23 protein-coding genes are annotated in these 24569 nt (G+C 40.5%); 8 read left to right on the forward strand and 15 right to left on the reverse strand.

All coding sequences use genetic code 11. From position 1 onward, the window contains the following. Positions 1 to 90 precede the first annotated feature (90 nt). The 5 genes from ACU0NF_RS05900 to ACU0NF_RS05920 all read right to left on the reverse strand — a co-directional run bounded on the left by ACU0NF_RS05900 (position 91) and on the right by ACU0NF_RS05920 (position 7380). Positions 91 to 1260 carry a GNAT family N-acetyltransferase gene (locus tag ACU0NF_RS05900; protein WP_445660448.1) on the reverse strand — a complete coding sequence of 390 codons (1170 nt, stop codon included), beginning with the start codon at positions 1258 to 1260 and terminating at the stop codon, positions 91 to 93. A 20-nt stretch (positions 1261 to 1280) separates the two neighbouring features. Further along, positions 1281 to 2825 (reverse strand): GH3 family domain-containing protein, encoded by a 1545-nt coding sequence (locus ACU0NF_RS05905; protein ID WP_445660449.1) that lies wholly within the window; start codon positions 2823 to 2825, stop codon positions 1281 to 1283. A gap of 2 nt (positions 2826 to 2827) precedes the next feature. Beyond that, positions 2828 to 3655 carry a hypothetical protein gene (locus ACU0NF_RS05910; RefSeq protein ID WP_445660450.1) on the reverse strand — a complete coding sequence of 276 codons (828 nt, stop codon included), beginning with the start codon at positions 3653 to 3655 and terminating at the stop codon, positions 2828 to 2830. 217 nt (positions 3656 to 3872) lie between these two features. Then, positions 3873 to 6455: an ATP-dependent chaperone ClpB gene (gene clpB, locus ACU0NF_RS05915; protein ID WP_445660451.1), complete on the reverse strand. Its 2583-nt coding sequence runs from the start codon at positions 6453 to 6455 to the stop codon at positions 3873 to 3875. Positions 6456 to 6957: 502 nt separating this feature from the next. Beyond that, positions 6958 to 7380 (reverse strand): OsmC family protein, encoded by a 423-nt coding sequence (locus ACU0NF_RS05920; RefSeq protein ID WP_131383508.1) that lies wholly within the window; start codon positions 7378 to 7380, stop codon positions 6958 to 6960. Between the two features lie 146 nt (positions 7381 to 7526). Between ACU0NF_RS05920 and crp the strand changes: the two genes are divergently transcribed. Together crp and ACU0NF_RS05930 are read left to right on the forward strand one after the other, a co-directional pair. Further along, on the forward strand, positions 7527 to 8234 hold the full coding sequence (crp, locus tag ACU0NF_RS05925; RefSeq protein WP_131383510.1) for a cAMP-activated global transcriptional regulator CRP: 708 nt from the start codon (positions 7527 to 7529) through the stop codon (positions 8232 to 8234). Between the two features lie 192 nt (positions 8235 to 8426). Next, positions 8427 to 9476: an NADP(H)-dependent aldo-keto reductase gene (locus tag ACU0NF_RS05930; protein WP_445660452.1), complete on the forward strand. Its 1050-nt coding sequence runs from the start codon at positions 8427 to 8429 to the stop codon at positions 9474 to 9476. 109 nt (positions 9477 to 9585) lie between these two features. On the opposite strand, the gene ACU0NF_RS05935 is transcribed toward ACU0NF_RS05930, so the two are convergent. From ACU0NF_RS05935 to ACU0NF_RS05955, 5 genes are all read right to left on the reverse strand, one after another. Continuing rightward, positions 9586 to 10362, reverse strand: coding sequence for a M48 family metallopeptidase (locus ACU0NF_RS05935; protein ID WP_445660453.1), 777 nt, complete (start codon positions 10360 to 10362; stop codon positions 9586 to 9588). Positions 10363 to 10477: 115 nt separating this feature from the next. Further along, positions 10478 to 10786 (reverse strand): hypothetical protein, encoded by a 309-nt coding sequence (locus ACU0NF_RS05940; protein ID WP_131319277.1) that lies wholly within the window; start codon positions 10784 to 10786, stop codon positions 10478 to 10480. A gap of 191 nt (positions 10787 to 10977) precedes the next feature. Next, positions 10978 to 12297 (reverse strand): adenylosuccinate synthase, encoded by a 1320-nt coding sequence (locus ACU0NF_RS05945; RefSeq protein WP_370983018.1) that lies wholly within the window; start codon positions 12295 to 12297, stop codon positions 10978 to 10980. Positions 12298 to 12366: 69 nt separating this feature from the next. After that, the gene (locus ACU0NF_RS05950) at positions 12367 to 13533 is read right to left on the reverse strand and encodes an ATP phosphoribosyltransferase regulatory subunit (protein WP_131383520.1); all 1167 of its coding nucleotides are present in this window, start codon (positions 13531 to 13533) and stop codon (positions 12367 to 12369) included. A gap of 212 nt (positions 13534 to 13745) precedes the next feature. Beyond that, positions 13746 to 14201, reverse strand: coding sequence for an Lrp/AsnC family transcriptional regulator (locus ACU0NF_RS05955; protein WP_445660454.1), 456 nt, complete (start codon positions 14199 to 14201; stop codon positions 13746 to 13748). A 158-nt stretch (positions 14202 to 14359) separates the two neighbouring features. On the opposite strand from ACU0NF_RS05955, the gene ACU0NF_RS05960 reads away from it, so the two are divergent. Further along, positions 14360 to 15106: an AzlC family ABC transporter permease gene (locus ACU0NF_RS05960; protein WP_445660455.1), complete on the forward strand. Its 747-nt coding sequence runs from the start codon at positions 14360 to 14362 to the stop codon at positions 15104 to 15106. Beyond that, positions 15103 to 15402 carry an AzlD family protein gene (locus tag ACU0NF_RS05965; RefSeq protein WP_131319285.1) on the forward strand — a complete coding sequence of 100 codons (300 nt, stop codon included), beginning with the start codon at positions 15103 to 15105 and terminating at the stop codon, positions 15400 to 15402. Before ACU0NF_RS05960 ends, ACU0NF_RS05965 begins: the two co-directional genes overlap by 4 nt. An 18-nt stretch (positions 15403 to 15420) precedes the next feature. Here the strand turns inward: ACU0NF_RS05965 and ACU0NF_RS05970 are convergent, their stop codons facing one another. Both ACU0NF_RS05970 and ACU0NF_RS05975 read right to left on the reverse strand, forming a co-directional pair. After that, positions 15421 to 15738 carry a hypothetical protein gene (locus tag ACU0NF_RS05970; RefSeq protein ID WP_131267420.1) on the reverse strand — a complete coding sequence of 106 codons (318 nt, stop codon included), beginning with the start codon at positions 15736 to 15738 and terminating at the stop codon, positions 15421 to 15423. A gap of 415 nt (positions 15739 to 16153) precedes the next feature. Next, a complete protein-coding gene (locus ACU0NF_RS05975) occupies positions 16154 to 17179 on the reverse strand; it encodes a type I glyceraldehyde-3-phosphate dehydrogenase (protein WP_445660456.1) in 1026 nt (341 codons plus the stop codon). Between the two features lie 429 nt (positions 17180 to 17608). On the opposite strand from ACU0NF_RS05975, the gene alaS reads away from it, so the two are divergent. The 3 genes from alaS to csrA all read left to right on the forward strand — a co-directional run bounded on the left by alaS (position 17609) and on the right by csrA (position 22162). Continuing rightward, on the forward strand, positions 17609 to 20302 hold the full coding sequence (alaS, locus tag ACU0NF_RS05980; protein ID WP_445660457.1) for an alanine--tRNA ligase: 2694 nt from the start codon (positions 17609 to 17611) through the stop codon (positions 20300 to 20302). Between the two features lie 65 nt (positions 20303 to 20367). After that, positions 20368 to 21648: an aspartate kinase gene (locus tag ACU0NF_RS05985; protein WP_131383530.1), complete on the forward strand. Its 1281-nt coding sequence runs from the start codon at positions 20368 to 20370 to the stop codon at positions 21646 to 21648. Between the two features lie 250 nt (positions 21649 to 21898). Next, a complete protein-coding gene (gene csrA, locus ACU0NF_RS05990; protein ID WP_067723263.1) occupies positions 21899 to 22162 on the forward strand; it encodes a carbon storage regulator CsrA in 264 nt (87 codons plus the stop codon). Between the two features lie 65 nt (positions 22163 to 22227). Here csrA and rnhB read toward each other — a convergent pair whose 3' ends face one another. After that, positions 22228 to 22806 carry a ribonuclease HII gene (gene rnhB / locus ACU0NF_RS05995; protein WP_445660458.1) on the reverse strand — a complete coding sequence of 193 codons (579 nt, stop codon included), beginning with the start codon at positions 22804 to 22806 and terminating at the stop codon, positions 22228 to 22230. 66 nt (positions 22807 to 22872) lie between these two features. Beyond that, on the reverse strand, positions 22873 to 23265 hold the full coding sequence (locus tag ACU0NF_RS06000) for a hypothetical protein (protein WP_445660459.1): 393 nt from the start codon (positions 23263 to 23265) through the stop codon (positions 22873 to 22875). 223 nt (positions 23266 to 23488) lie between these two features. Between ACU0NF_RS06000 and ACU0NF_RS06005 the strand changes: the two genes are divergently transcribed. Continuing rightward, a complete protein-coding gene (locus ACU0NF_RS06005; RefSeq protein ID WP_445660460.1) occupies positions 23489 to 24043 on the forward strand; it encodes a cytochrome b in 555 nt (184 codons plus the stop codon). Between the two features lie 68 nt (positions 24044 to 24111). Here ACU0NF_RS06005 and ACU0NF_RS06010 read toward each other — a convergent pair whose 3' ends face one another. Continuing rightward, positions 24112 to 24471, reverse strand: coding sequence for a hypothetical protein (locus ACU0NF_RS06010; RefSeq protein ID WP_445660461.1), 360 nt, complete (start codon positions 24469 to 24471; stop codon positions 24112 to 24114). Positions 24472 to 24569 lie beyond the last annotated feature (98 nt).

Here is a 24569-nt window from a genome sequence, read left to right on the forward strand (position 1 = left end):
GTATAAGTTAAAAACGTAAATTAATATAATTTTTTAAATGACTCTCTGCACCCAATCACATTGCATGATTGGGTGATTGCCACATACGAATTAAATACGACCCACTTCAAAATAGCTAATTTTATTACGGTCAAAGGTGCTATAGGGATTGCCTTTAAAGCTATGAAAATAATGCTTGGCTTGAATTACATGAGACGTGGTATTGCTCATCCAATGCATACGTGGATCATTATTTGCCAAGGTAATACAAAAGGCTTGTTTACGACGCAGTTTCGTCTGTTGCTTCGCATGGAAAATCAGACTGGCAAATACATCTTGTTGCTCGGGATGACATAAAGCACTATGAATCATCAAATACTCAAAGGCATCATTTTTTTTGGGTAAAGACAAAACACCTCGAATACCCGCATAAACATTATAAAAAGGTTTCATGACTTTTAAAGGCAAAGAATAATCAACAACACGGGTTTGTTTAAAAGCTTTTTGATTCCACAAACCATATAAACCAACAATTTGATGATTCTGGTCATACATCAGATAAAAATCGTGGATGTTCATGCCCAGCCAAAATGGATGGTTGGATTCCGCCAAACCTGAAAAATCATAATTCGGTAGAAAATTATAATGCTGCTTCATTGTTGAAATAAATGCATTGGCTTCACTTACATGGTTCGTATTCATTTGCTCAAAATGATACTGTCCAAATTGCGCCGGTTTTCGCGCTTGTGACACCGTAAAGGTACGAATATCATCATAATGAAATGGTTTTGGAAAGCCTTTACGCTCATTATGTAAAATATTACATGCGACAGTATTATCTTCTAAAACCACACTTTCAAAAATAGTATCGAGTGGAATTTCATCATAGACATAATCCATCAGTAGACGCAGTACTTTATTACCACGATGCGCCGGATGCATGCGCAAATCTGCGACATAACGCAATAATTCTGGTTGACCATTGATAAAACAATAGCGCCAACCCAGATTCATCATCCCGACCACTTGTGCCGGATTTTCCTCGGGTACAACCAGTTTGATATCGGGACGATTGTACTGGGCATGACTGGCACTCAGATAACTTGGATAACGCTCAAAAGCCAAAGTCATACCATTGCTCGGCATAGTCTCTGCAATCAATTGTACCAGTTGTTCGTCATCTGCCTGAGTGGCATCCCGTACCAAAAAATTTGGTTCATTTTTCGAGCGATAAATTGGGTTATCATTGTCATTTTGTGCATACAATACGTTTAAGCTCATATAGTTTTACTCGAATATACTTAAATTATTTTTGTTTTCATTTTCTTCAATGGTTCAGGTTTGATATTCCCTTCGATCATTCCATTATGCATTGCCAAAGTTTTATAGTAATGCCAAGCATCATCTACATGTTTCACTTCAGGTTCATCTAATTGACCTAAATTTCGCGCCAACTCATAATGAAAATTTTCTTTTAACAATTCATCTAATTGTGTCGCTGAAGGTTGCTTGGCTAAATTACCTTCACTTAATAAAACATAGTGAGGTTTTTTAATTTCACAAAACTCAATCCCTAACAAACTTACCGGGACATAATCTTCTTGTTGAAATGTTGCCAATACTTTTTGTGCGGTAATTTGATCAATTTTTTCACCGACCAGATCGACCGTCATCTTTCGTCCTAAAAACAAAAAACATGGGACTTGATCATAAAAACCGGTCACTTCAAGTTCGTCATCAATCACATACCGGATCAGTCCAGAACCTGTGGTAATAACAGGACTCACAATATCACCCGCTTTGAGCGCCCATGAAGGGACGGTTTGACCACTCTCCAAATTCAAAAATTCGTAAAAATGGGACTGATAGCTGAGCGGATAACGATTATCAAAAGGTATCGTGACTACCCCTTCTGTTGCCCATAAACCTTTGCCTTCAAAAGCGACATTTGCTACACGATCTTGTAAATTTTTGGCCCAGCGTTCAGCACTTGCTGTATCCCAACTGGAAATTAATGTCAATTTAGGCCAAAGGTCGGCCCAAGCCATTGGTTGTTTTAAATCTAAACGTTGTAATTTATAACTCTGCTCTGATGATTGGGGGGCTTTTAAATAATCCAGACTGCGACGCTTCCATTGCCCCATTCTCAGCACGTTCACAATTTCATTTTGATTTTGTTCAATCACGTCCAATAATTGCAGCGCAAAAGTTGGACTCCACACTGAAATCATGCCTAGATTTTTATCTGCTACTAAAAATACGGCGGTCGCAAACATCGCGTCTTCGGCCGACTCTGCCAAGGCAATTTCAGCCGGTACAGCTTGAGTAATTTTACTTAAAACACGTTTTGAGACATTCAATAATGCACTATCATCATTCAGATTACTGTTTTCTAACAATTTACGTTGACTTTCCGGCAACCATGATACTGACCAATAATGGGTTGAATTTTTTAGTTGTGGATGTTCACGATATAAATTAGTGAGCCATAAGCCAATGGCTTCATCCAATTCATTTAAAAAACTTTGCGTATAAGGAATAAATTTCAGCGCTTCGCTTGAACCACTGGTGGGTTGAAAGCGAACAATTTTTTCCCGCCCCAAACAGTTTTTGCCACTTTGGCGAGACTGTTCAATTTTTTCTTTCCAATAGCTATAACGGGTGATTGGATACTTTTCTACAAACGCTTCATAACTTAAACTTTGCGAAGTATGTTGTGTTAAGAACTGATCTAATTTTCGGCGTTGTACCGCTTCTAGATCATTCGCTTGCTGCCGATAACGCTGAAATGCTTTTCGGCAGGCGAATTCCAATATTTGATGTGAAGCTGACAGCAGCAATCCCATAGTTACGCTACCTTAGAATCTGAATCCGAAGCAATATGTAATGGACGCTTTCGTGGCATTTGACTTTCCAATTTGCCCACACTCATATTTTTGGTCATAAAGCGGCTAATAAAGCGATATAGATCACTCCAGCGTAATTCACCAATACAGGGCAATTCTGTCCCTTCCTCCCATGTCGGATTTTTATCTTCAAAAAATGCGATTTTGGTGTTTTTCTCGCGTAAGTCTGTAGTAATGGGTGCGACATCTGCTTTTAAGGGCTGATAATCTTCACCAAAATTGAGTAGACCTGAGGCTTTGTCATAATATTCGGCAAAATACTGTCGGCAATACGAATCCACATAGTCTTGTAAATGCGAATTCTTTTCACCATAGTGTGGATAATAACTGTAGTAATTGTTCGCCAGCAATAGATAGGTTTTAAAGCCTTTAGAAATTAAGATCCAGTAAATCGGTGTAAGTGGATATCGCAGTTTAAAACTAACGATATAACGATACATGGCACGCGTTAAAGCACGATTTCCCCAATAAGCTTGCTCAATAATGGTGTCACCACTAAAAAAGGCATGGCGAGCTTTACCATTGACCACGAAGTCACGTTCCATAACGGTAGAGAAGCCAACGATTTGTTTGTTTTTAGGTTCAATAATAAAGAAAACACCCGTTTTTTCTAAGAAATCCCGTTCAAAAATTTCATAACGGGTATTGGCATAATATTTTTGGTAAATATCATACATACGTTTGATTTCTTGTATTGTCACAGCACCGGTATGTTTATACTGACTATACGGCTCCTTTTTTATTTGCCGTAAAAGTTTAAATTCCATCATAGTTCTTATCCCTTTCGCTTGCTATCCAGCAAACACTTTTTTGTTTTTTTATAAAGCTATGATCTACACATCCAGGTTGTAGATTCGGATGCAATATTAGAACCATGAATTGATAAATTGCAATTAGCTTTACGTATCTAAACAATAAATACGATAAAGGTACAAATTAAAAACCCAGCCGAGGCTGGGTTTTTATATTTTAATCTTAAGCAAGTGATTAACTTAATTTCATTTTTTCAAACTCAAGATGACCATTTTCACCTTTAATCAAAATCGTGTCGCCAGGTAGAAAATCTCCACTCAAGATTTTTTGAGCCAAGGAATTTTCGACCTGCTGTTGAATTGCACGTTTCAATGGTCGCGCACCGTACACAGGGTCAAAACCAGCATCAATCAATTGATCAAAAGCACTATCATCCACAGAAAGACGCATGTCTTTTTCACTTAAACGTGAACGCAAACGATTCAACTGAATATCTGCAATGCCACGAATTTGTGCTTTTTTCAATGAATGGAACACCACCAATTCATCAATACGGTTAATGAATTCTGGACGGAAGTGTTGAGAAACCGCACTCATTACCACTGAGTGAACTTCCTCATCGGATGGATTGTCACCTAATTCGCGTACATCCTGCGAACCCAAGTTAGAGGTCATGACTATAACGGTGTTTTTAAAATCGACCACACGGCCTTGAGAGTCAGTCAAGCGTCCATCATCAAGAACTTGCAGCAAGATGTTAAACACATCTGGATGCGCTTTTTCTACCTCATCAAACAACACCACACTATAAGGTTTGCGACGTACAGCTTCGGTTAATACACCACCTTCTTCATAACCTACATATCCTGGAGGTGCACCGACCAAGCGGCTCACGGAATGTTTCTCCATGAATTCACTCATGTCGATACGAACCATGGCATCATCACTGTCAAAAAGGAAGTTGGCCAAAGCCTTGGTCAATTCAGTTTTACCCACACCTGTTGGTCCAAGGAACAAGAATGAACCACTTGGACGATTCGGGTCAGATAAGCCTGCGCGTGAGCGACGTACTGCATTCGAGACTGCAACTACCGCTTTATCTTGCCCAACAACACGGTTATGCAAAAATTCTTCCATGTGAAGCAGTTTTTCACGTTCACCTTGCAACATTTTTGCCACTGGAATACCGGTTGCAGCACTGACCACTTCCGCAATTTCATTCTCGGTTACTTTGGTCCGAATGAGTTTTGGCTCTTCATTGTTTTCTTCAGCAACTTCTTCACTTTCAAGTCGTTTTTGCAATTCAGGAATCACCCCATATTGCAAACGGCTGGCTTCTGCCAAGTCCCCTTCACGTTGGGCTTTTTCAAAAGCCGTACGCGCTTTATCCAATTCAACTTGTGCCTGACTTGTACCTTCAACCAGTCGTTTCTCGGCGATCCACTGTTCTTCCAAATCGCTATATTCTTTCTGAACTTCAGCAATCTGTTTTTCCAGGTGTGACACTTCAGCCTTACTGACTGAATCGGCATCCTGTTTGACTGCTTCCAGCTGCATTTTCAACTGGATTAAACGACGATCCAAACGGTCAAGTGGCTCCGGTTTGGAGTCAATTTCCATTTTGATACGCGAAGCTGCTTCATCAATTAAATCAATAGCTTTATCGGGTAATTGACGATCGGTAATATAACGATGCGACATTTTCGCAGCAGCAATAATGGCCGAATCCAGAATCTGAACACCATGATGTGTTGCATATTTCTCTTTCAAGCCACGTAAAATCGCAATGGTATCTTCAACACTCGGTTCATCCACCAAAACTTTCTGGAAACGGCGTTCCAGTGCAGCGTCTTTTTCAATGAATTGACGATATTCATCTAGAGTCGTTGCACCCACACAATGCAGTTCACCACGTGCCAATGCAGGTTTCAGCATGTTGCCTGCATCCATGGCACCCTCGCCTTTACCGGCACCAACAAGGGTATGTAATTCATCAATAAAGAGAATAATTTCGCCTTCATATTTGGCCAGATCTTTCAGAACTGCTTTTAAGCGTTCTTCAAATTCGCCACGATATTTTGCGCCAGCCAGCAATGAACCCAAATCTAAAGATAAAACACGTTTACTTTTTAAGCCTTCTGGTACTTCACCATTGACAATTCGTTGAGCCAAGCCTTCTACAATTGCAGTTTTACCAACGCCCGGTTCACCAATCAGTACCGGATTATTTTTGGTACGACGTGACAGAACCTGAATGGTACGGCGGATTTCTTCATCACGCCCAATCACAGGATCCAGTTTGCCGGACATGGCACGTTCAGTTAAATCAATGGTGTATTTATTGAGTGAATCACGTTGATCTTCGTGGGTATTACTCATGACTTTTTCACCACCTCGAATATTTTCAATTGTTTTGCGTAAACTTTCAGAGGTTACGCCTACATTATTCAGTAAAGTTTTGGTTGCACCGGTTTCCGCTAAAGCGAGCAGCACCCAGTCGGTCGATAAAAACTCATCTCCGGCTTTTTGTGCATAGCTGTCTGCCAGATTTAAGGCACGTACCGCTTCAGGATTAAGATTGATGTCTCCTGTTGGATTGGCAATGGTCGCTGCATTATTCAACGCTTGATCTAGCTTGGTCTGAAGATCTCGTAGATTTGCCCCGGCTTGCTGTAGCAAGCTGATATTGGCAGGCTCCTGCAATAGCACCGATAAAATATGAATACCTTCGATAGAGGTATTGTCTTTACCCATGGCTAAAGATTGAGCATCTGATAAAGCTTGCTGCAAGCGATTTGTAAATTTTTCAAAACGCATTCTTATTTTCCTCACAACAAATTCTGTACTTGGATAATAGATGGGAATGGTTTGATATTTTTCAATAAAATTTCTTAAAAAATATTTTAATTTTCAATAACTAAAGCAATCAAGATAAAACATGGATTTTAGTTATAATATGGGTATTTGAGCGCTTCTTTTCAAGGTAATTCTAATATCTTGTGTATCAAATTCTATTTCAAAGATATTTCATCATTAGGTTTAAGCAATTGGATGAATTATTTACGATTGAATAGCAGATAAGTTTTTAAAAATTATATCTTTGCTTTTAATTTATATTAAGAAGCTCATTAAATTGATCAAAGTTTTGATTTTAGCTGAAGCGGGGAAATTGAATTTAAATAAGGCAAATATATGAAGTAATGAAACTGTTTTTTTAGAATGTGCATTAAGCTTGCACCAATTGTATTTTATAAAATATTTTTAAGTTTTATTTTTCATAAAAAATGGCAATTCACTTGGAATTGCCATTAACTTTTTATTATGCAGCTTCAATTATTTCAAAATCGTGGGTAATTTCAACGCCACCATCGGATAACATTTTGCTTGCTGAACAGTATTTTTCAGCAGAAAGTTCAACAGCCTTAGCCACCTGTTTTTCTTTCACTGCTTTACCGGTCACGACAAAATGTAAATGAATTTTGGTAAACACTGCAGGAATCGTATCGGCACGATCCGCTTTGAGCTGACATACAACACCTGTCACATCTTGGCGTGATTTCTTTAAAATAGTCACAATATCAAAGGAAGCACAGCCACCAAGTCCCATTAATATCAGCTCCATGGGACGTGGACCACGGTTTTCACCACCATATGCCTCAGCACCATCCATGACAATGTGATGACCACTTTCTGATTTTGCTTCAAAAGCAACATTCTCTAGCCAATGTACGCTTGTTTGCATTGCAACTACCTGAAAAAAGCTATAAATTTACGAAGTACCTGTACACTAACATAAATTGAGTTGATAAGGAATTTCATCTCTTCTATGTGACAAGTTCATTTTAGGTCTGTGCGATCTATTACTTATCCATATTCGGAACCGTTAGCATGACTGCAAGCTTTTCACAACTTAGCACTGATGCACTTTCTCCTGGTCAATTACCAGAGTCAGTCAAAGCATTATTAAAACGTGCATATATAAATCGCTATCCAAAACGTACTGCAATTATTGACGCAGGCACTGAATCAAAATCACTTTATTTAATTTTAAAAGGTTCAGTATCCATTATTTTACGTGAAGATGATGAACGTGAGATTGTGGTTGCGTATTTAAATGCAGGAGACTTTTTTGGGGAAATGGGTCTCTTTGAAGCAAATCCACAACGTACTGCGGAAGTCCGTACACGTGACGTCTGTGAAATTGCTGAAATCACCTATGATAACTTCCACGAATTAAGCAAACAGTATCCAGACCTGAGCTATGCTGTATTTGCCCAACTGGTCCGTCGCTTAAAAAATACCACACGTAAAGTGACTGACCTGGCATTTATTGATGTCTCTGGCCGTATTGCGCGTTGCTTAATCGATCTTTCTTCTCAACCGGAAGCCATGATTTTACCTAATGGCCGACAAATCCGTATTACGCGTCAAGAAATTGGCCGTATTGTCGGTTGTTCCCGCGAAATGGTGGGACGCGTTTTGAAAACCCTTGAAGAACAAGGCATGATCGAAACGGATGGTAAAGCCATTCTTATTTTCGATGTTTCAACTGAAGATGCAAATGTCGCTGTAGACGAGCTTGAAGACGAAGAATAAGTTTTTATTCTTTAGCGCTCATGAAAAAAGCAAATCTTAGGGTTTGCTTTTTTTTATACATTGATTTTTATGCCTATCCTTTTGTAAATTTTGTGACAACTTTAAAACTATTCATGATTTAACGCTGATCAAAAAATCAGTTAGGCTTAAGCCATTTAAAATTTCATGATAAAAATTCAAGGATCAAGCCCTATGCAACTTAAACCCTTAGCCAATACAGGCATTCTTGTACCTGAAATCTGTTTAGGCACAATGACTTTTGGTGAGCAAAATAGCCAAGCAGAGGCCTTTGAGCAACTTGAATATGCTTTAGATCAAGGCTTGTTTTTTTGGGACACGGCTGAAATGTATCCGGTGCCGCCGAAACCTGAAACGCAAGGTGCAACTGAAACCATCCTTGGCAATTGGATTGCACAGCGCGGCAATCGAGATCAGCTTTTTATTGCTTCAAAAATAGCGGGTCCCTCACAAGGCGGCAGCCACATCCGTGACGGACAAACCCGCTTTACCGCTGCAGAGATTAGCTCAGCCATAGATGGTTCGTTAAAACGCCTGCAGAGCGATTATATCGACCTTTATCAACTGCATTGGCCACAACGTCCAACCAATTTCTTTGGCAAGCTCGGTTATAGTAATGCTGAAGCTCAGCAGAATACAGAAATCACGGCTTTAGAAGAAACCTTAAGCGCTTTAAGTGATGAAATTAAAAAAGGCCGTATTCGTTATATTGGCCTTTCCAATGAAACCCCTTGGGGAACCTTGAAGTTTTTACATTTGGCTGAAAAATTAGGCCTGGAAAAATTTGTCAGCGTACAAAACCCATATAGCCTGCTCAACCGTACCTATGAAATTGGCATGTCCGAAATTGCCCATTATGAAAATGTGGGACTCCTTGCCTATTCCCCTTTAGCTTTCGGTTATTTGACCGGAAAATTCCGTCATGGTGCGCGCCCTGCAAATGCACGCGTTACCTTATTTTCACGTTTTAGTCGCTATAGCAATCCAGAGAGTGAATGGGCAACCGAACAATATGCTCAACTTGCTGAACGACATGGCTTAACCCTGACCCAACTGTCATTGGCATTTATTAAACAGCAGTTCTTTGTGACCAGTACCATTATTGGCGCAACCAACCTGGATCAACTCAAAGAAAATATCCAAGCATTCAAAATTGATTTATCAGCAGAAGTTTTACAAGGCATTGAGGATATCCATCGTCAACAGCCAAATCCTGCTCCATAAACATATATCTCCGTCTCCCTTTGGGATGAGGAATATATTCCGTAAGGGGATGAGGGTAAAAAACTAAAAAGGATGCATATTGCATCCTTTTTAATGAGCCAAATCACAATTAACGTTTGTTATAAATCGCTTGTGCGGCTGGCAAGTTTTTACGCATTGCTTCAATACGCTGGCTATTTGAAGGGTGAGTCGACAAGAATGAGGCACCGCCCGCACCTTCCAATTTATTCATTTTTTCCCAAAGTGTAATAGCAGCTTGTGGGTTATAGCCTGCACGCGCCATCAGCATCAAACCACCTTGGTCAGCACGGCTTTCCAAACTACGTGAATAAGGCAAACCTACACCCACTTGCGCGCCCAACTGAGCAGCCGCACTACCCAACTGCCCCACATTACTTCCCGCAGCACTTAGACCAATGCTTAAAGCCAAGTCAGTTAATGCTTGTTGACCAATTTTATTTTTAGAGTGTTCCTCTAAAGCATGCACCATTTCGTGACCCATCACTGCTGCAATTTCCGCATCAGTCAGGTTTAATTTACTCACGATTCCGGTATAGAACACCACTTTACCACCAGGTGCGACATAAGCATTCACCTGATCTGATTTTAGAACAGCAAGTCTCCAGTCAAACTTTTGACCTGTTTGATTGATTTGATCGCCATAAGGTTTTAAACGTAAAAATACCGAATTAATGCGTTTATAAGTGGCTGAAGATGTATCTAAGGTTTTATTTGCACTCGCTTCCTGAACTGTCTTATTAAAACCTTGTGCCGCAGCTACATTTAATGTCGATGAATCCGCCCCTGCCATTTCCGCGACAGTGGTACAACCCGAAATAGTGATCACACTCGCTGCACACAAACTTAAAACGAGTTTGCTCTTCATTATAATAATCTCCACCTTGAAAACAGATAATCAGTTTTAAGCAGATTATAGGGTAATAGTGGATAAGCTTTAAATTATTATTCCATCCATATTCATATCATTTATGTAACTGCACTCATTTAAGAAACTGAAAACTAAGCCAATAAATAAGACATAAAACATTCAAAACCAAATACACTTGGCAAAATGGCTTGATTTTCTGCTCAAGCTGCTCATTTTTTCTCTTGAAAAATAAAATAGCATTTTGAATCAGGATTAATGGGACTAAAATACAGGCAATAATTACACTTAAACCGATAAATGCATTATAAATAATATTGGGATCCTGGGTTTGTGCCTGAATAATCAGCATCGCAATTGTGGGCGCACCACCCATGGCAAATAGCAAGGAATAAAATATCGTTGCTGAAATATTCTTATGCATCCCGCACAACCTTCCATTTATCTTATGTTTTGTATTCTAACAAGTGCCAGTTATTTAAACAGTATTCTCTGATGCAACTTTAGTCTTGGCAAAATTCCCCCCATATATTCACTGACTGCATTTCAAAAGAGTAAATACAAAAAAGCCCCGCAAATGGCGAGGCTTTTTTATCATCTGGGTATCAGCTTAAATTAAGCATCAAATGGATGACGTAAAACAATTGTTTCTTCACGGTCTGGACCAGTCGAAATAATGTCGATTGGGCATTCGATCAGTTGTTCAAGACGCTTAACATAGTTAAGTGCAGCTTGAGGTAATTGCTCGATTGATTTCGCGCCGAAAGTCGACTCAGACCAGCCTGGCATCGTTTCGTAGATTGGTTTTAAAGTTTCGAATGCAAGCGCATCAGAAGAACCGATACAACCAGAATCCGCAGCTTCATAACCTACACAGATTTTCACTTCTTCTAAACCGTCAAGAACGTCAAGTTTAGTGAGGCAAATACCTGAAAGTGAGTTTACATCTACTGAACGGCGAAGAATTTCTGCATCGAACCAACCGCAACGACGTTGACGACCAGTTGAAGCACCAAATTCTGAACCTACTGTACCCAAGTGTTTACCAATTGCATCACCAACATCGTTAGCAGCATCGTAAACAAGTTCAGTTGGGAATGGCCCTGCACCTACACGAGTCGTGTAAGCTTTGGTAATACCCAATACATAGTCAAGGTGCAAAGGACCCAGACCTGAACCTGAGCTTACGCCACCCGCAGTGGTGTTTGAAGAAGTGACATACGGATACGTACCGTGGTCAACGTCAAGAAGTGAACCTTGCGCGCCTTCAAACATGATTTTTTTACCCGCTTTACGGTAATCATGTAATTCTTTGGTAACATCCATCACTAATGGAGCAACCACTTCACGCCATTGGTCACAAAGTGCCAATACTTCTTCTAGGTTAACCGCTTCTACGCCGTAGAATTGAGTCAACTGGAAGTTATGGTATTCAAGAAGCTCTTCAAGTTGAGCTTTAAGATGAGCGCCACCACGTACCAAGTCCGCAACACGGATTGCACGGCGAGCAACTTTATCTTCATATGCTGGACCAATACCACGACCAGTGGTACCAATTTTCGCATTACCACGTTTTTTCTCACGTGCCTGGTCAAGCGCGATGTGGTTCGGCAAGATTAATGGACAGTTTGGAGAAATGCGTAAACGTTCTTTAACTGGAACGCCTTCTTTCTCAAGAATGTCCATTTCTTCGATTAATGCAGCAGGTGAAAGTACAACACCGTTACCAATTAAGCAAAGTACGTTATCACGTAAAATACCAGATGGAATGAGGTGTAATACGGTTTTCTTACCACCAACCACGAGTGTATGACCCGCGTTATGTCCGCCTTGGTAACGAACTACCGCAGCCGCTTGATCTGTGAGCAGGTCAACGATTTTACCTTTACCTTCGTCGCCCCATTGGGTACCGAGTACCACAACATTTTTGCCCATAATAGCCTCATTGCATCATGCTGTTAAAATTGAAAACTTGAATAGGTTAGCTAAAACCAGTTCACGTCATTAAATCTTTTCGACTTTCCACTCACCTGCCACATTCACCAATTGGTGAGTTGCGTGCGGTACCGAGTTTAAACTGTCATTTCCAAGTAATTGAATTACACCAAAGCCTTGTGTACGTGCATTTGAAATTGCTTTAAGCAAATCTGCATCGGTACCCTTGGGTGCAACAACCACATTTAAATCTTTAAATTGACCTGCGCTTAATGCATATAAGTCACAACTAAAACCTGTTGCAGGACGTGCACGGCCAAAATGTTCGCCAATACCGTCATAGCGACCACCTTGAGCCAGTGGAGCCGCACGGTTTGGTGCATAGACTGCATACATTAAACCAGTGTGGTAATGGTATGAACGTAATTCTACAACATCAATACCAATATGCAGATTTGGCCAACGTGACTGAATTTCGATTTGAGTGGTCTTCAAGGCATCAAAGGCTTGCTTGAATGCTTCATCTGCGAAAATTTCAGCACTTAAATTGGCTTGTAATGCATCCAAATCACTTGAATAGCGACCTAGTGTATAAAAATCTGCACCAAATTTTAATTCTTGGGTAAATTCAGCCAGTTCAGGTAATGCTTTACGTTGATAAAGGTCTGAAAGATGACTTTCCACAGCCTTGGTCAAGCCCGCATGTTTCACCAGACTACGGAACAAACCGACATGCCCTAAATCTAGATGGGTACCATCTGCCAAACCGGCTTGTTCAATCAAGCCCAGCATGACATCAACCATTTCGACATCTGCATCAATACTGTCTGAACCAAATAGCTCTGCACCTAATTGCAATGGTGCACGTGTGGTATTAAACCCTTGTGGTTTCGTATGTAAAACCGTTCCCGCATAGCAGTAACGAGCCACACCATCAACTGGATGTACATGCGCATCAATACGAGCCACTTGTGGTGTCATATCGGCACGCACACCAAGCAAACGACCGGATAACTGGTCGATGACTTTAAAAGTGGCTAAGTCTAAATCTTGATTCGATTCTGAAAGAGAAGATAGAGATTCGATGTATTCGATAAATGGCGTGTACACCAATTGATAACCTCGAGATGCGAGGAAATCTAGTGCGTCACGACGCAAAGTTTCAATCACTTGCGCCTGTTCTGGTAATACATCAGCTACACCATCAGGTAATAACCATGTCTCTGAAATGGGCATGTTGTAAACCTAAATTCTGTCAGAGCGGAAGTTATCCGCATAAAAAAATCGGGAGCACACCCGATTTCTCCTAGTCTAGCACGATAGTTTTGGCTGTGCACCTGACTTTTTCACAAAAACAGGCGGAATACTTATTGTTTAATCAGACAAAAATAGCCCAATTCGACTAAAGCAGTTACACCGCTCAAAGATGAGGCTAAAACTGCTTATTATTAACCCAAGGGCAATTCAGTGGTTTGTTTAATCTTTTGTAATGGAATTTCAGTTTTCACATTTTGCAGACCTGAAATTTTATTTAAATGATGAATCTGAAACTGACGGTACGCATCTAAATCAGCCACGACAATGCGCAAGAAGAAATCACAATCCCCCGCCATTAACTGACATTCTACAACTTCGGGCATATCCTGAATCGCATCTACAAACTGATCCACAGTTTCAGCGTCCTGACTTTTCAGCCAGATGCGTGCAAAAACCGTTAAACCCAAATTCACTTTCGCCGAATTGACCAAAGCCACATATTTTTCAATGATGCCATCATCTTCCAGTTGTTTTACCCGGCGTAAACACGGTGATGGAGATAATCCAATCACTTGAGCCAATTCATTATTTTGCAACTTTCCATTTTGCTGTAAGGCTTTTAATATATGTTTATCGGTTTGATCCATTTCACCCTACTTAAAAATTTAATTTCAATAAAACAGCAATTGTTAATTTTTAATGCTCAATTCAATCTAAATCAAGCTAATTTAAGCGAAAAATTCCACGCCAACACTCATAAAATAGCCTTCTTGCAAATCAGATATTCTCGCTTAGGTAAAACCGCATGTTGACGTTCAAAAATACCGCTCAAGATTTAACGTATTCAAATGATTATGTTGAATTTAAGCGTGGTGTTAAAACGTCTGTTCCTATGCTGCTGGGCATTATTCCATTTGCACTAGTTTTAGGTGCTCAAGCCACACAGAAAAGTTTTAGCTTCTTAGAAGTACCATTATTAACCGGAATGAATTTTGCAGGCGGTTCTGAATTTGCCATTCTGGAAGTCTGGACCAATCCACCCAATATTTTCATGCTGATGTTTATTACTTTTTTGGTAAATAGCCGACATTTACTTATGGGCGCGAGTTTGGTGCCTTATTTGCGCCATTTGCCCAATAAAAAGGTTTTTCCGGCCCTGTTTTTTATGGTCGATGAAAGTTGGGCAGTCAGTTTAGCCGACGCGCAAAAGAGACAATCGATCTGGGGTGATCAACACGCATTCTGCATGCCATTTTATGCAGGGTTGTGCTTTGCCCTGTATATCATGTGGGTCGGTTTTACCAGCTTAGGTGCAATCATTGGCCCGGTTCTGGGTGACATTAATCGCCTCGGTTTTGATATGGCATTCCCTGCGGTATTTTTGGTGCTATTGCGCAGTATGTGGAAAGGCGTTCAAGCGGCTCGCCCATGGCTAGTCAGTCTGGTTGCCGCTGCTTTGGCTTATTTATATTTACCGCAAGGCTGGTATGTACCCATTGGCGCAATTTCTGGAATCATATCTGCGTTCTTTTTAACGGGAGATGAACAATGATTCACTCCGCAACGCTGATTGCTATTGTTTTTATTGCAGTAACGACCTATCTCACCCGTGTCTTAGGCTATGTATTATTAAAAAATAAGACTTTAACAAATCGCCAAAAACGCATTTTAGAGGTTGTTCCCGGCTGTGTGCTTATTTCTGTAATTGCACCTTATTTTGTCAAGGACAACCCGGCTGACCTGCTTGCAATTGTGATTACCCTCATCGCGGCTTCTCGTTTTTCATTACTACCTACCGTTTTGATTAGCATGACCTCAGCAGCCATTTTAAGATTCGTTCTTATTTAAACCTTAAAAAGGATGAATTTATACGGAGGGTCTGTCCGAAGAATTGACCGCCTTTGCCAACAATCCCACCAATTCGGCATTTTGCAATTCGACTTGACTCAGTTTAGCGCTGGTTTTATCCAGCACTTCTTGCTGAATGTGCATCTTTTTGGCCAAGTCCTGCATAATTTCCAAGGTTTTCTTTAAGTTCAGTTCCAAATGAATCACTTTTTCTTCGAGTTGTAGATTCAATTGCATTTCACTTAAGGCATCATTCTGATTGGTAAACTGAGCCCAAATCAAAAAAATGACTGCAATGGCTAAAAGGAGAATAAAACCCCATATGAATATCAACATAGCTGTGCTGCTCTTCTCTTATTTAGTTATTATTCAACATCATGGCGAATGAATGATGTGGATTTTTTAAAAGCTTGATTCAAGCAATTTATTTTTTCTATTTAAAATTACTGTAAACAAGCTTGGCCTTTTTCTAAAACGATCAAAAAACCATTTTAAATTACGTAAACGTACTGAATAGATTATATTTTTATCACACTGAACTTATATTTATTAATCGATCAAAAATAATTAAAACATCATTTTATTGGTGTTTATATAATCAATTTATTAAGATTTGTTCTATTTTTAGAATTTGATTGTCATCCTGAATAGTTCACTTCCATGATCCATATAGCGTGTCAAGGAAGGAACTCTTGATTAAGAATATAGTCACCTAAATATAGGCACGTTAAATCTGTAACGTGCCTTAAATTTATGAGGTAAACGACTCACACAAGTCCAGCAAACGATTGGCATAGCCCCACTCGTTATCATACCAAGCCAAAACTTTTGCCTGATGCCCAACCACCATGGTTTGGCTTAAATCCACAATTAAAGAGTAAGGTGAGTGATTAAAATCAGATGACACCAAAGGCTCATCGGTTACATCCATAATTTCCGCATAATCATGCCGTGCCGATTTGATTAATACTTCATTAATTTTATGCACTGTGACATGCGATTGAGCAACAAAAGTTAAGTCAATCGCTGCCACATTAATGGTGGGTACACGAATTGAATAACCATCAATCCGGTCTTCCATTTTTGGCATCACACGTTTTAACGCACCCAATGCTGAAGAAGTAGTGGGAATAATATTTTGTCCGGAAGCCCGCGCACGACGCAGGTCGCGATGCGCATGATCCAGTACCGATTGATCCGCTGTTACCGCATGAATTTCTGTCATTAAAGCGCTATCAATTCCGAAAGCATCATCAATGATTTTTACCAAAGGCACCAGGGCCTGCGTGGTACAGGATACGCTGGAAATAATTTGATCCGTGTCTTTGACTTCATAATGGTTTACGCCATAGACAATGGCCGCATCAACACTGTCAAAAGGCGCAGCGCCAATAATCACGCGCTTCGCCCCTGCTGTAATATGCCGAGTTGCCGCTTCACGAGAACGGAACAAACCGGTACATTCAAGCACCACATCAATATTTAAATCATTCCAAGGCAAGTGTTCAGGCTGTGGCTGACAAAATACCTGTACTTTCAATTGCGCCAGACCGGCTGAAATATGCAAAAAAATCTGTTCATTTTCCAACAATACTTCAACTTTGCCTTTAAAACGCCCATGCGTGGTATCGTATTTAAATAAATGTAGCAAAGTTTCTACATCTGCAACATCATTAATCGCAACAATGTCAAAATGAAAATCCTTCGGATTTTCAAACCAAGCACGTAATACATTGCGACCAATTCGCCCGAAACCATTAATGGCTACTCGTTGCATCAGATATCCTTAACTCTTGGGTAGATGTAAACACTTGTGTATGTTAATAGATTTCAACCGAAAACCGATACCATTTCTTCGCCTCTATTTACTCAATAGAGTGCGTCAGTCACACGCTATCGCACTTGATAAAGTAGTTTTGCCAAAAATAAGCAGCAGAAAAAGCCAGCTAAAAATATTCATTCAACCTTTTGTTCAACTTTTATAGCAATTCTCTGTTATAAATTAAAGCTTGGATTGACCTCAATACGCCTAGATATCCAATACAGAGAATTGTCACTAATTCACCTGAAAGTGATTGGTGCATGCAGCTTTTTCCGTTATAATTTGGCGTTTTAAAATTTTAAGCCCAGTGTATTGAGACAGTTCATCTTCTATGAAAATGCCCGGTACACTACTCGCCAATACGAAATATGGAGTGACTTGGTTGTGAGTACTCGTTTTATGACATCAGCTGAAATTCGTGAAGCATTTTTGCGTTACTTTGAATCGCAAGGGCATACACGTGTCGCGTCGAGTTCACTAGTACCCGCCAATGACCCGACTTTATTGTTTACCAATGCCGGGATGAACCAGTTTAAAGACTGCTTCCTTGGTTTGGAAAAACGTGATTATGTTCGCGCAACATCTTCACAAAAATGTGTACGTGCCGGTGGTAAACACAATGACTTAGATAATGTCGGCTATACAGCACGTCACCATACATTCTTTGAAATGTTAGGTAACTTTTCATTTGGTGATTACTTTAAACGTGATGCCATCAAATTTGCCTGGGAATTCCTTACTGGCGACGAATGGTTAGCGCTTCCTAAAGATAAACTTTATGCCACTGTTTATCATACTGATGACGAAGCATTTGACATCTGGAACAAAGAAATTGGTCTAGATGCAAGCCGCATTATCCGTATTGGCGACAACAAGGGCGAAAAATACGCATCAGACAACTTCTGGGCAATGGGCGATACCGGTCCTTGTGGTCCATGTTCTGAAATCTTCTTTGACCATGGCGATCATATCTGGGGTGGCCTACCAGGTACACCTGAAGAAGATGGCGACCGTTTCATTGAAATCTGGAACAACGTATTCATGCAGTTCAACCGTACCGCAGATGGCGTGTTACATGAACTCCCTGCTCCATCTGTAGATACAGGTATGGGCTTGGAACGTATTTCGGCAGTTTTACAACATGTAAACTCAAACTACGAAATCGACTTATTCCAAAACTTATTAAAATCAGCTGCAGAAATCATTGGCATGGATACGACCGCTATTGATGCTGAAGCTGCTGCAAATAACAAACCAGTTGAATACCCTGCATCTTTAAAAGTTGTGGCTGACCATGCACGTTCATGCTGCTTCCTGATTGCTGACGGTGTAAATCCTTCAAATGAAGGTCGTGGTTATGTACTTCGCCGTATTATCCGCCGTGCGGTTCGTCACGGTAACAAACTGGGTGCGACAGGTTCATTCTTCCACAAAATGTTGCAACCTTTAATTGCAGTGATGGGCGAAGCTTATCCTGAACTTGCAGCACAACAATCACGTATCGAAGCGTTATTGCTCAAAGAAGAAGAACAGTTTGCAAAAACTTTAGAGCAAGGTTTGAAATTGCTTGAAGGCGAACTGGCTCACTTAAAAGGCAATGTGATTCCGGGTGAAACAGTATTCAAACTGTATGACACTTACGGCTTCCCGACTGACTTAACTGCTGACATCGCACGTGAACGTGATTTGACCATCGATGAAGCTGGCTTTGAAGTTGAAATGGCTGCACAGCGTCAACGTGCACGTGACGCAGGTAAATTCGCAGTTGACTACAATAGCATTGTGAAAGTTGAAGGCGAAACCCAATTCGAAGGCTATGACGCAACTGTTGGTCAAGGTCAAATTGTCGCAATCTATAAAGATGGCGAACAAGTTGATGAAGTTGTTGAGGGTGATGAAGCTCTTATCGTATTAAACCAAACGCCTTTCTATGCAGAAAGCGGTGGTCAAATCGGTGATACAGGTTTATTCAAAAATGATACCGGTATTTTCGAAGTTCAAGATACCAAGAAATCTGGTGGTGCATTTGTACACCAAGGTATCGTGACCATGGGTAGCTTAAAAGCTTCTCAAAGCGTTGAAGCTACTGTTAAAGCTGACATTCGTGCTGCAACTGCGCGTAACCACTCTGCGACTCACCTGTTACATGCCGCCCTACGCCAAGTGCTAGGTTCTCATGTACAACAAAAAGGTTCATTGGTTGCAAGCGACATCCTGCGTTTTGACTTTGCCAATGACCAACCGGTGACATTTGAACAACTACAACACGTTGAACGTTTAGTTAACGCTGAAGTGATTGCCAATACTGCTGTATCTACTGAACTGCTTGATATCGAATCTGCGAAAGCTAAAGGTGCGATGATGTTGTTCGGTGAGAAATATGGCGATGAAGTCCGTGTACTTTCTATGGGTTCAATCATTGAAGAAAAAAACTTCTCGATCGAACTTTGTGGTGGTATCCATGTGAAACGCACTGGTGACATCGGTCTGTTCAAAATCACTTCTGAAGGTGGTGTTGCAGCGGGTGTACGTCGTATTGAAGCAGTAACCGGTACTAAAGCAGTGGAAATTGTGCAAAAAACCGATCGTGATGTTCAATACATCAATGGTCTGTTAAAAGCACAAAATCATCAAACGGTAGAAAAAGTTGAAGCCGTTGTTGAAACTGCCCACCAATTGCAAAAACAAATTGAGCAACTAAACCAAAAACTTGCGAACTTCCAGGCAGCTGAACTTTTAAGCCAAGTTCAAACTGTTGCAGGTCGTTCGACGTTGATTACCACCGTTCAAAATATGGATGCGAAATCACTTCGTAACCTGCATGATGGTGTGAAATCTAAATTAGACAATGCAGTGATTGTGCTTGCGGGTGTAGAAGGCGATAAAGTCAGCCTGCTTGCCTCTGTGGCAAAAGAATTCACTGCAAACATTAAAGCAGGCGACATCATCAAACACTTGGCGACCGAACTCGGTGGTAAAGGTGGTGGTAAACCTGACTTGGCACAAGGTGGCGCGCCACTTAACGAGAAGTTTGCACCAGTGATGGCAGATTTAGCTGCTTGGCTTGAGGCAAAATAAGACTTCACTTTTTGTGTAACGGACCCTGATAGGTACATCAGGGTCATGGCTTTTATGGAACAACTATGGCATTAATCGTTCAAAAATATGGCGGTACCTCTATGGGTACTCCCGAGCGCATTTTAAATGTTGCTCGTCGTGTAAAGCGCTGGCATGACCACGGCCACAAGGTAGTGGTTGTTGTATCAGCAATGAGTGGCGAAACCAATCGTCTACTTGCTTTAGCGAAGGCCATTACCGAAACCCCTGACCCGCGTGAACTCGACCAAATGGTCTCTACCGGTGAGCAGGTTACGATTTCTATGTTAGCGATGGCACTCAATTCTATTGGTGTTGAAGCAAAGTCGCTCACTGGTCGCCAAGTTGGCATTAAAACAGATAGCGCATTCACTAAAGCACGTATCGAAGCAATTGATACTGATGTTTTAACTGAAAATCTAGACGCAGGTCGTGTGCTGGTTGTTGCCGGCTTCCAAGGCTTTGATGAACAAGGCAATACAACGACTCTAGGTCGTGGTGGTTCAGACACTTCTGGTGTTGCACTTGCTGCTGCCCTGAAAGCGGATGAATGCCAGATTTACACAGACGTGGATGGTGTTTATACCACCGACCCTCGTGTTGCACCTAAAGCAAAAAAAGTTGATCGTATTTCTTTTGAAGAAATGCTTGAAATGGCATCTTTGGGTTCTAAAGTTCTTCAAATTCGTTCCGTTGAATTTGCTGGTAAATACCAAGTGCCTTTACGTGTATTATCTAGTTTTGATAATGACGACGATGGCGCATTTGACGAAGACTTTAAACAAAACGTTGGTACACTTATTACGACTGAATTGGAAGACAACATGGAACAGCCAATTATCTCTGGTATCGCATTTAACCGTGACGAAGCAAAATTGACTATTTTAGGTGTGCCTGATGAACCGGGTATTGCAGCTAAAATCTTATGTCCAATTGGCGATGCTAACGTTGAAGTGGATATGATTATCCAGAACGTTGAAGAAGATGGTACAACTGATTTCACCTTTACGGTTAACCGTGGTGAATTGACCAAAGCCAAAACAATTCTTGAAGATACCGCTAAAAAAATTGGTGCTCGTGAAGTTGCAACGCGTTCCGACATCGTAAAAGTATCGATTGTTGGTGTAGGTATGCGTTCACATGCAGGTGTGGCAAGCAAAATGTTCACTGCCCTCGCTGAAGAAGGAATCAATATTTTGATGATCTCTACTTCAGAAATTAAAATTTCCGTGATCATTGAAGAAAATTATTTAGAGCTTGCTGTGCGCACCCTACACACTGCTTTTGGTCTAGATCGTGAGCATGGCGAATCAAGCGTACGTGCATAACATCGGAAAAACTGACAAAAATTGTCATTGTTAGACAGTTTTTAAAAAAGTAGAAAAAAACAGTGCCACTATAGTTTTTCTTATAGTGGCTCTGTTATATTAGCCAAGAGCTTTTAAGAAAATTTTAGCAAAAACGCTGTATGGGACGAGGTTTGTCACATTGCTTTGTTAAAATTTTCTTTGATATTTAAGGTTGTGTTTTTTACATTTTAGATCAATTGCAGGTTTAGCATTTTGCAAGGAGATAAACATGCTGATTCTGACTAGACGTGTCGGAGAAACATTAATGATTGGGGACCAGGTCAGTGTAACTGTGCTTGGTGTTAAAGGAAATCAGGTTCGAATTGGCGTTAATGCTCCAAAAGAAGTATCCGTTCATCGTGAAGAAATTTATCAACGTATTCAACATGAACGCGCTATGCACGAACATCTTCAACATCTCGATCAAGATTATCAACCTTCTTTCGAAGAAGATAATTTTCCACAGAATACCCAGAATGACTTTAATCGTTAAGATTAAATGTTTTTCTCCTAAAGCGGCTTACATAAGCCGCTTTAAGTTTATCTGGCTATTGGTTTTTAGCTTTGTTCAAGCAAAGCCAAGGCTTTTTTGACCGGTGCATAACTGCGACGATGCTGATCAATCACGCCATGCTCCGCAATCGCTTCAAAATGAGCTTTGGTTGGATAACCCTTGTGTTTCGCAAATCCAAATTGCGGATATTGTAAGTCAAGCTCTACCATTTGATGGTCACGGGTGACTTTTGCCAGAATGCTGGCAGCTGAAATTTCTGCATGTATGGCATCTCCGCCCACGACTGCATCACAGCTCATGGTTAAGCCCTGTGGGACTTTATTTCCATCGACCAACACATGCTCAGGCTGAATGTTTAAAGCCTCTACAGCGCGGCGCATCGCCAACAATGATGCTTGAAGAATGTTGATCTCGTCAATTTCTTCATGACTCGCTTCAGCAATGGCCCAAGCCAAGGCTTTTTCCTGTATTTCTACAAATAGCTTCTCACGTTTTTTTTCAGTGAGTTTTTTAGAATCATTCAAGCCCTCAATCGGGTTGTCGGGATCTAGAATAACTGCAGCTGCAACCACAGAGCCCACAAGTGGACCACGTCCTGCTTCATCTGCACCAGCGATTTTCATAACCTACCTACCTACCTACAAAAAAAGAGGCTGAACAAATCAGCCTATTTATTACTTCGTTAATAATTATTGAACTGCTTCAGCGACACAGGCATTAATAGTTTTAGTCACAGCATTTGAAACAATAGTGGTACGTGCAGCAGGATCAATCGCTGCGGTTGCCAAATCTACAGCTGTCACGCTTTGTGGCGCTTTTTCACTTACACAGCCACAAATTTCTGACTGAATATTTTGTTTTTGAGTTGCAGTCATCAATTTAGTGGCTGTTTGCCATGCAGCAATGTTATTCAGCTCAGTTGTACATTTTGCATTGATGGCAATTTTAATTGCCGCGCTACCCAGTTGCTGAGTTGCTGATTGTGTACCTGTTGCACCCGTTGTACCTGTCGTTGTGCCAGTTGACACACATGCAGTGAGCGCTAAAGTTAAAGGTGCAAGTAAAGCAATTAATTTTTTCACAGTTAAATCCTTTGTTATAAAATCTGTTGCGCATATTCTGCCGAAACTTCTCCCTAGAAGAAATCTATATTTCAAATGAATTTTCCAGGTGGGTATTGTCTGTGCAAAAACAATACAGCTTTCAGCGTTGCAAGGATTATACGCTTCGTTCCATATTCATCATTTTTTAAAATCTGCAATTTGATTAGCATGCCTAGACTTATAAATTACATGTTGGTCTAACATGAAAAGCACTTCACAACACTATACCCGTACAGCACAAATGCTTCATTGGCTGATGGCGGTTATTTTCATTGCCGCATGGTTGATTGGTTTTTATAGCGGAAATTTTTTAAGTTATGATATTGATGGCAGCTTTAAAGGCCAAGTTATCACTTTACATAAAAACATCGCGACAACGATTATCTTTCTGGTCATAATTCGTCTGTTTTGGCGTTATACCCACCCCGTTCCACAACTGCCAGATACGATGTCGCCACTTATGAAAGTCTTGGCACATCTTGGGCATTTGGCTTTATATTTAATGCTGCTTGCATTACCCATTACCGGCTGTTTGTTTAGCTGGAGTGCCGGGCATCCTGCGCCTGTTCTGTATTTATTTGAAATCCCACGTCTGGTTCAAGACAACCCTGAACTTTTAGCCATTGTTAAACCTGTCCATATTTATTTGTCATGGTTTGCCGGTTTTCTGGTGATAGGACATATCGCTGCTGCTTTAAAACATCATTTTATAGATAAAGATCATGTTTTACGTAGCATGACTCAACAAGAAAAATAGCACCATAAAGTCCAATAAAAAAAGCCGCATCAGTTTATATACGGATGCGGCTTTTTCTTATTTCAAACTTACTTCAAGGCTGCTTGAGCACAACCTTTAACGCTATTTAACACAGCTTGTTTAATCAGATTATTTTTAGCATCTTCACTAAACGATGCCATGGCTAATTCCTTCACAGACACATCATTCAGGGCATGGTCACTGACACAACCACAGATTTGTTTTTGCACCAAACTTTGACGCTCTGAACTCATAAACAAGGCAGCCGATTTCCAGATTTTCGAATCATTGAGTTCACTTTTACACCCTTGCTCAACCACTGGCTTTAACATTTTCTGGGTTAAAGTAGAATTTTTATCCGTCGCAAAAAACGCTACGGAACCAACCAGCAAAGCAATAATCGCTATCCAGCAAAAACTCTTTTTCAAAATAAAACCTAACTTTTTACACGCAATATGATTTAACAAGCCATGATTAAGCGGATCAATATATCCATCCGCTCAATCCAGAAGTATTTTCAGATAGA

This window comes from Acinetobacter sp. F16 (assembly GCF_052712855.1).

What these genes read in the sequence shown, in the direction of transcription:
- ACU0NF_RS05900 (WP_445660448.1), bottom strand. Translation starts at nt 1,260, where the DNA reads ATGAGCTTAAACGTATTGTATGCACAAAATGACAATGATAACCCAATT.
- ACU0NF_RS05905 (WP_445660449.1), bottom strand. Translation starts at nt 2,825, where the DNA reads ATGGGATTGCTGCTGTCAGCTTCACATCAAATATTGGAATTCGCCTGC.
- ACU0NF_RS05910 (WP_445660450.1), bottom strand. Translation starts at nt 3,655, where the DNA reads ATGATGGAATTTAAACTTTTACGGCAAATAAAAAAGGAGCCGTATAGT.
- clpB (WP_445660451.1), bottom strand. Translation starts at nt 6,455, where the DNA reads ATGCGTTTTGAAAAATTTACAAATCGCTTGCAGCAAGCTTTATCAGAT.
- ACU0NF_RS05920 (WP_131383508.1), bottom strand. Translation starts at nt 7,380, where the DNA reads ATGCAAACAAGCGTACATTGGCTAGAGAATGTTGCTTTTGAAGCAAAA.
- crp (WP_131383510.1), top strand. Translation starts at nt 7,527, where the DNA reads ATGACTGCAAGCTTTTCACAACTTAGCACTGATGCACTTTCTCCTGGT.
- ACU0NF_RS05930 (WP_445660452.1), top strand. Translation starts at nt 8,427, where the DNA reads ATGCAACTTAAACCCTTAGCCAATACAGGCATTCTTGTACCTGAAATC.
- ACU0NF_RS05935 (WP_445660453.1), bottom strand. Translation starts at nt 10,362, where the DNA reads ATGAAGAGCAAACTCGTTTTAAGTTTGTGTGCAGCGAGTGTGATCACT.
- ACU0NF_RS05940 (WP_131319277.1), bottom strand. Translation starts at nt 10,786, where the DNA reads ATGCATAAGAATATTTCAGCAACGATATTTTATTCCTTGCTATTTGCC.
- ACU0NF_RS05945 (WP_370983018.1), bottom strand. Translation starts at nt 12,297, where the DNA reads ATGGGCAAAAATGTTGTGGTACTCGGTACCCAATGGGGCGACGAAGGT.
- ACU0NF_RS05950 (WP_131383520.1), bottom strand. Translation starts at nt 13,533, where the DNA reads ATGCCCATTTCAGAGACATGGTTATTACCTGATGGTGTAGCTGATGTA.
- ACU0NF_RS05955 (WP_445660454.1), bottom strand. Translation starts at nt 14,201, where the DNA reads ATGGATCAAACCGATAAACATATATTAAAAGCCTTACAGCAAAATGGA.
- ACU0NF_RS05960 (WP_445660455.1), top strand. Translation starts at nt 14,360, where the DNA reads ATGTTGACGTTCAAAAATACCGCTCAAGATTTAACGTATTCAAATGAT.
- ACU0NF_RS05965 (WP_131319285.1), top strand. Translation starts at nt 15,103, where the DNA reads ATGATTCACTCCGCAACGCTGATTGCTATTGTTTTTATTGCAGTAACG.
- ACU0NF_RS05970 (WP_131267420.1), bottom strand. Translation starts at nt 15,738, where the DNA reads ATGTTGATATTCATATGGGGTTTTATTCTCCTTTTAGCCATTGCAGTC.
- ACU0NF_RS05975 (WP_445660456.1), bottom strand. Translation starts at nt 17,179, where the DNA reads ATGCAACGAGTAGCCATTAATGGTTTCGGGCGAATTGGTCGCAATGTA.
- ACU0NF_RS05985 (WP_131383530.1), top strand. Translation starts at nt 20,368, where the DNA reads ATGGCATTAATCGTTCAAAAATATGGCGGTACCTCTATGGGTACTCCC.
- csrA (WP_067723263.1), top strand. Translation starts at nt 21,899, where the DNA reads ATGCTGATTCTGACTAGACGTGTCGGAGAAACATTAATGATTGGGGAC.
- rnhB (WP_445660458.1), bottom strand. Translation starts at nt 22,806, where the DNA reads ATGAAAATCGCTGGTGCAGATGAAGCAGGACGTGGTCCACTTGTGGGC.
- ACU0NF_RS06005 (WP_445660460.1), top strand. Translation starts at nt 23,489, where the DNA reads ATGAAAAGCACTTCACAACACTATACCCGTACAGCACAAATGCTTCAT.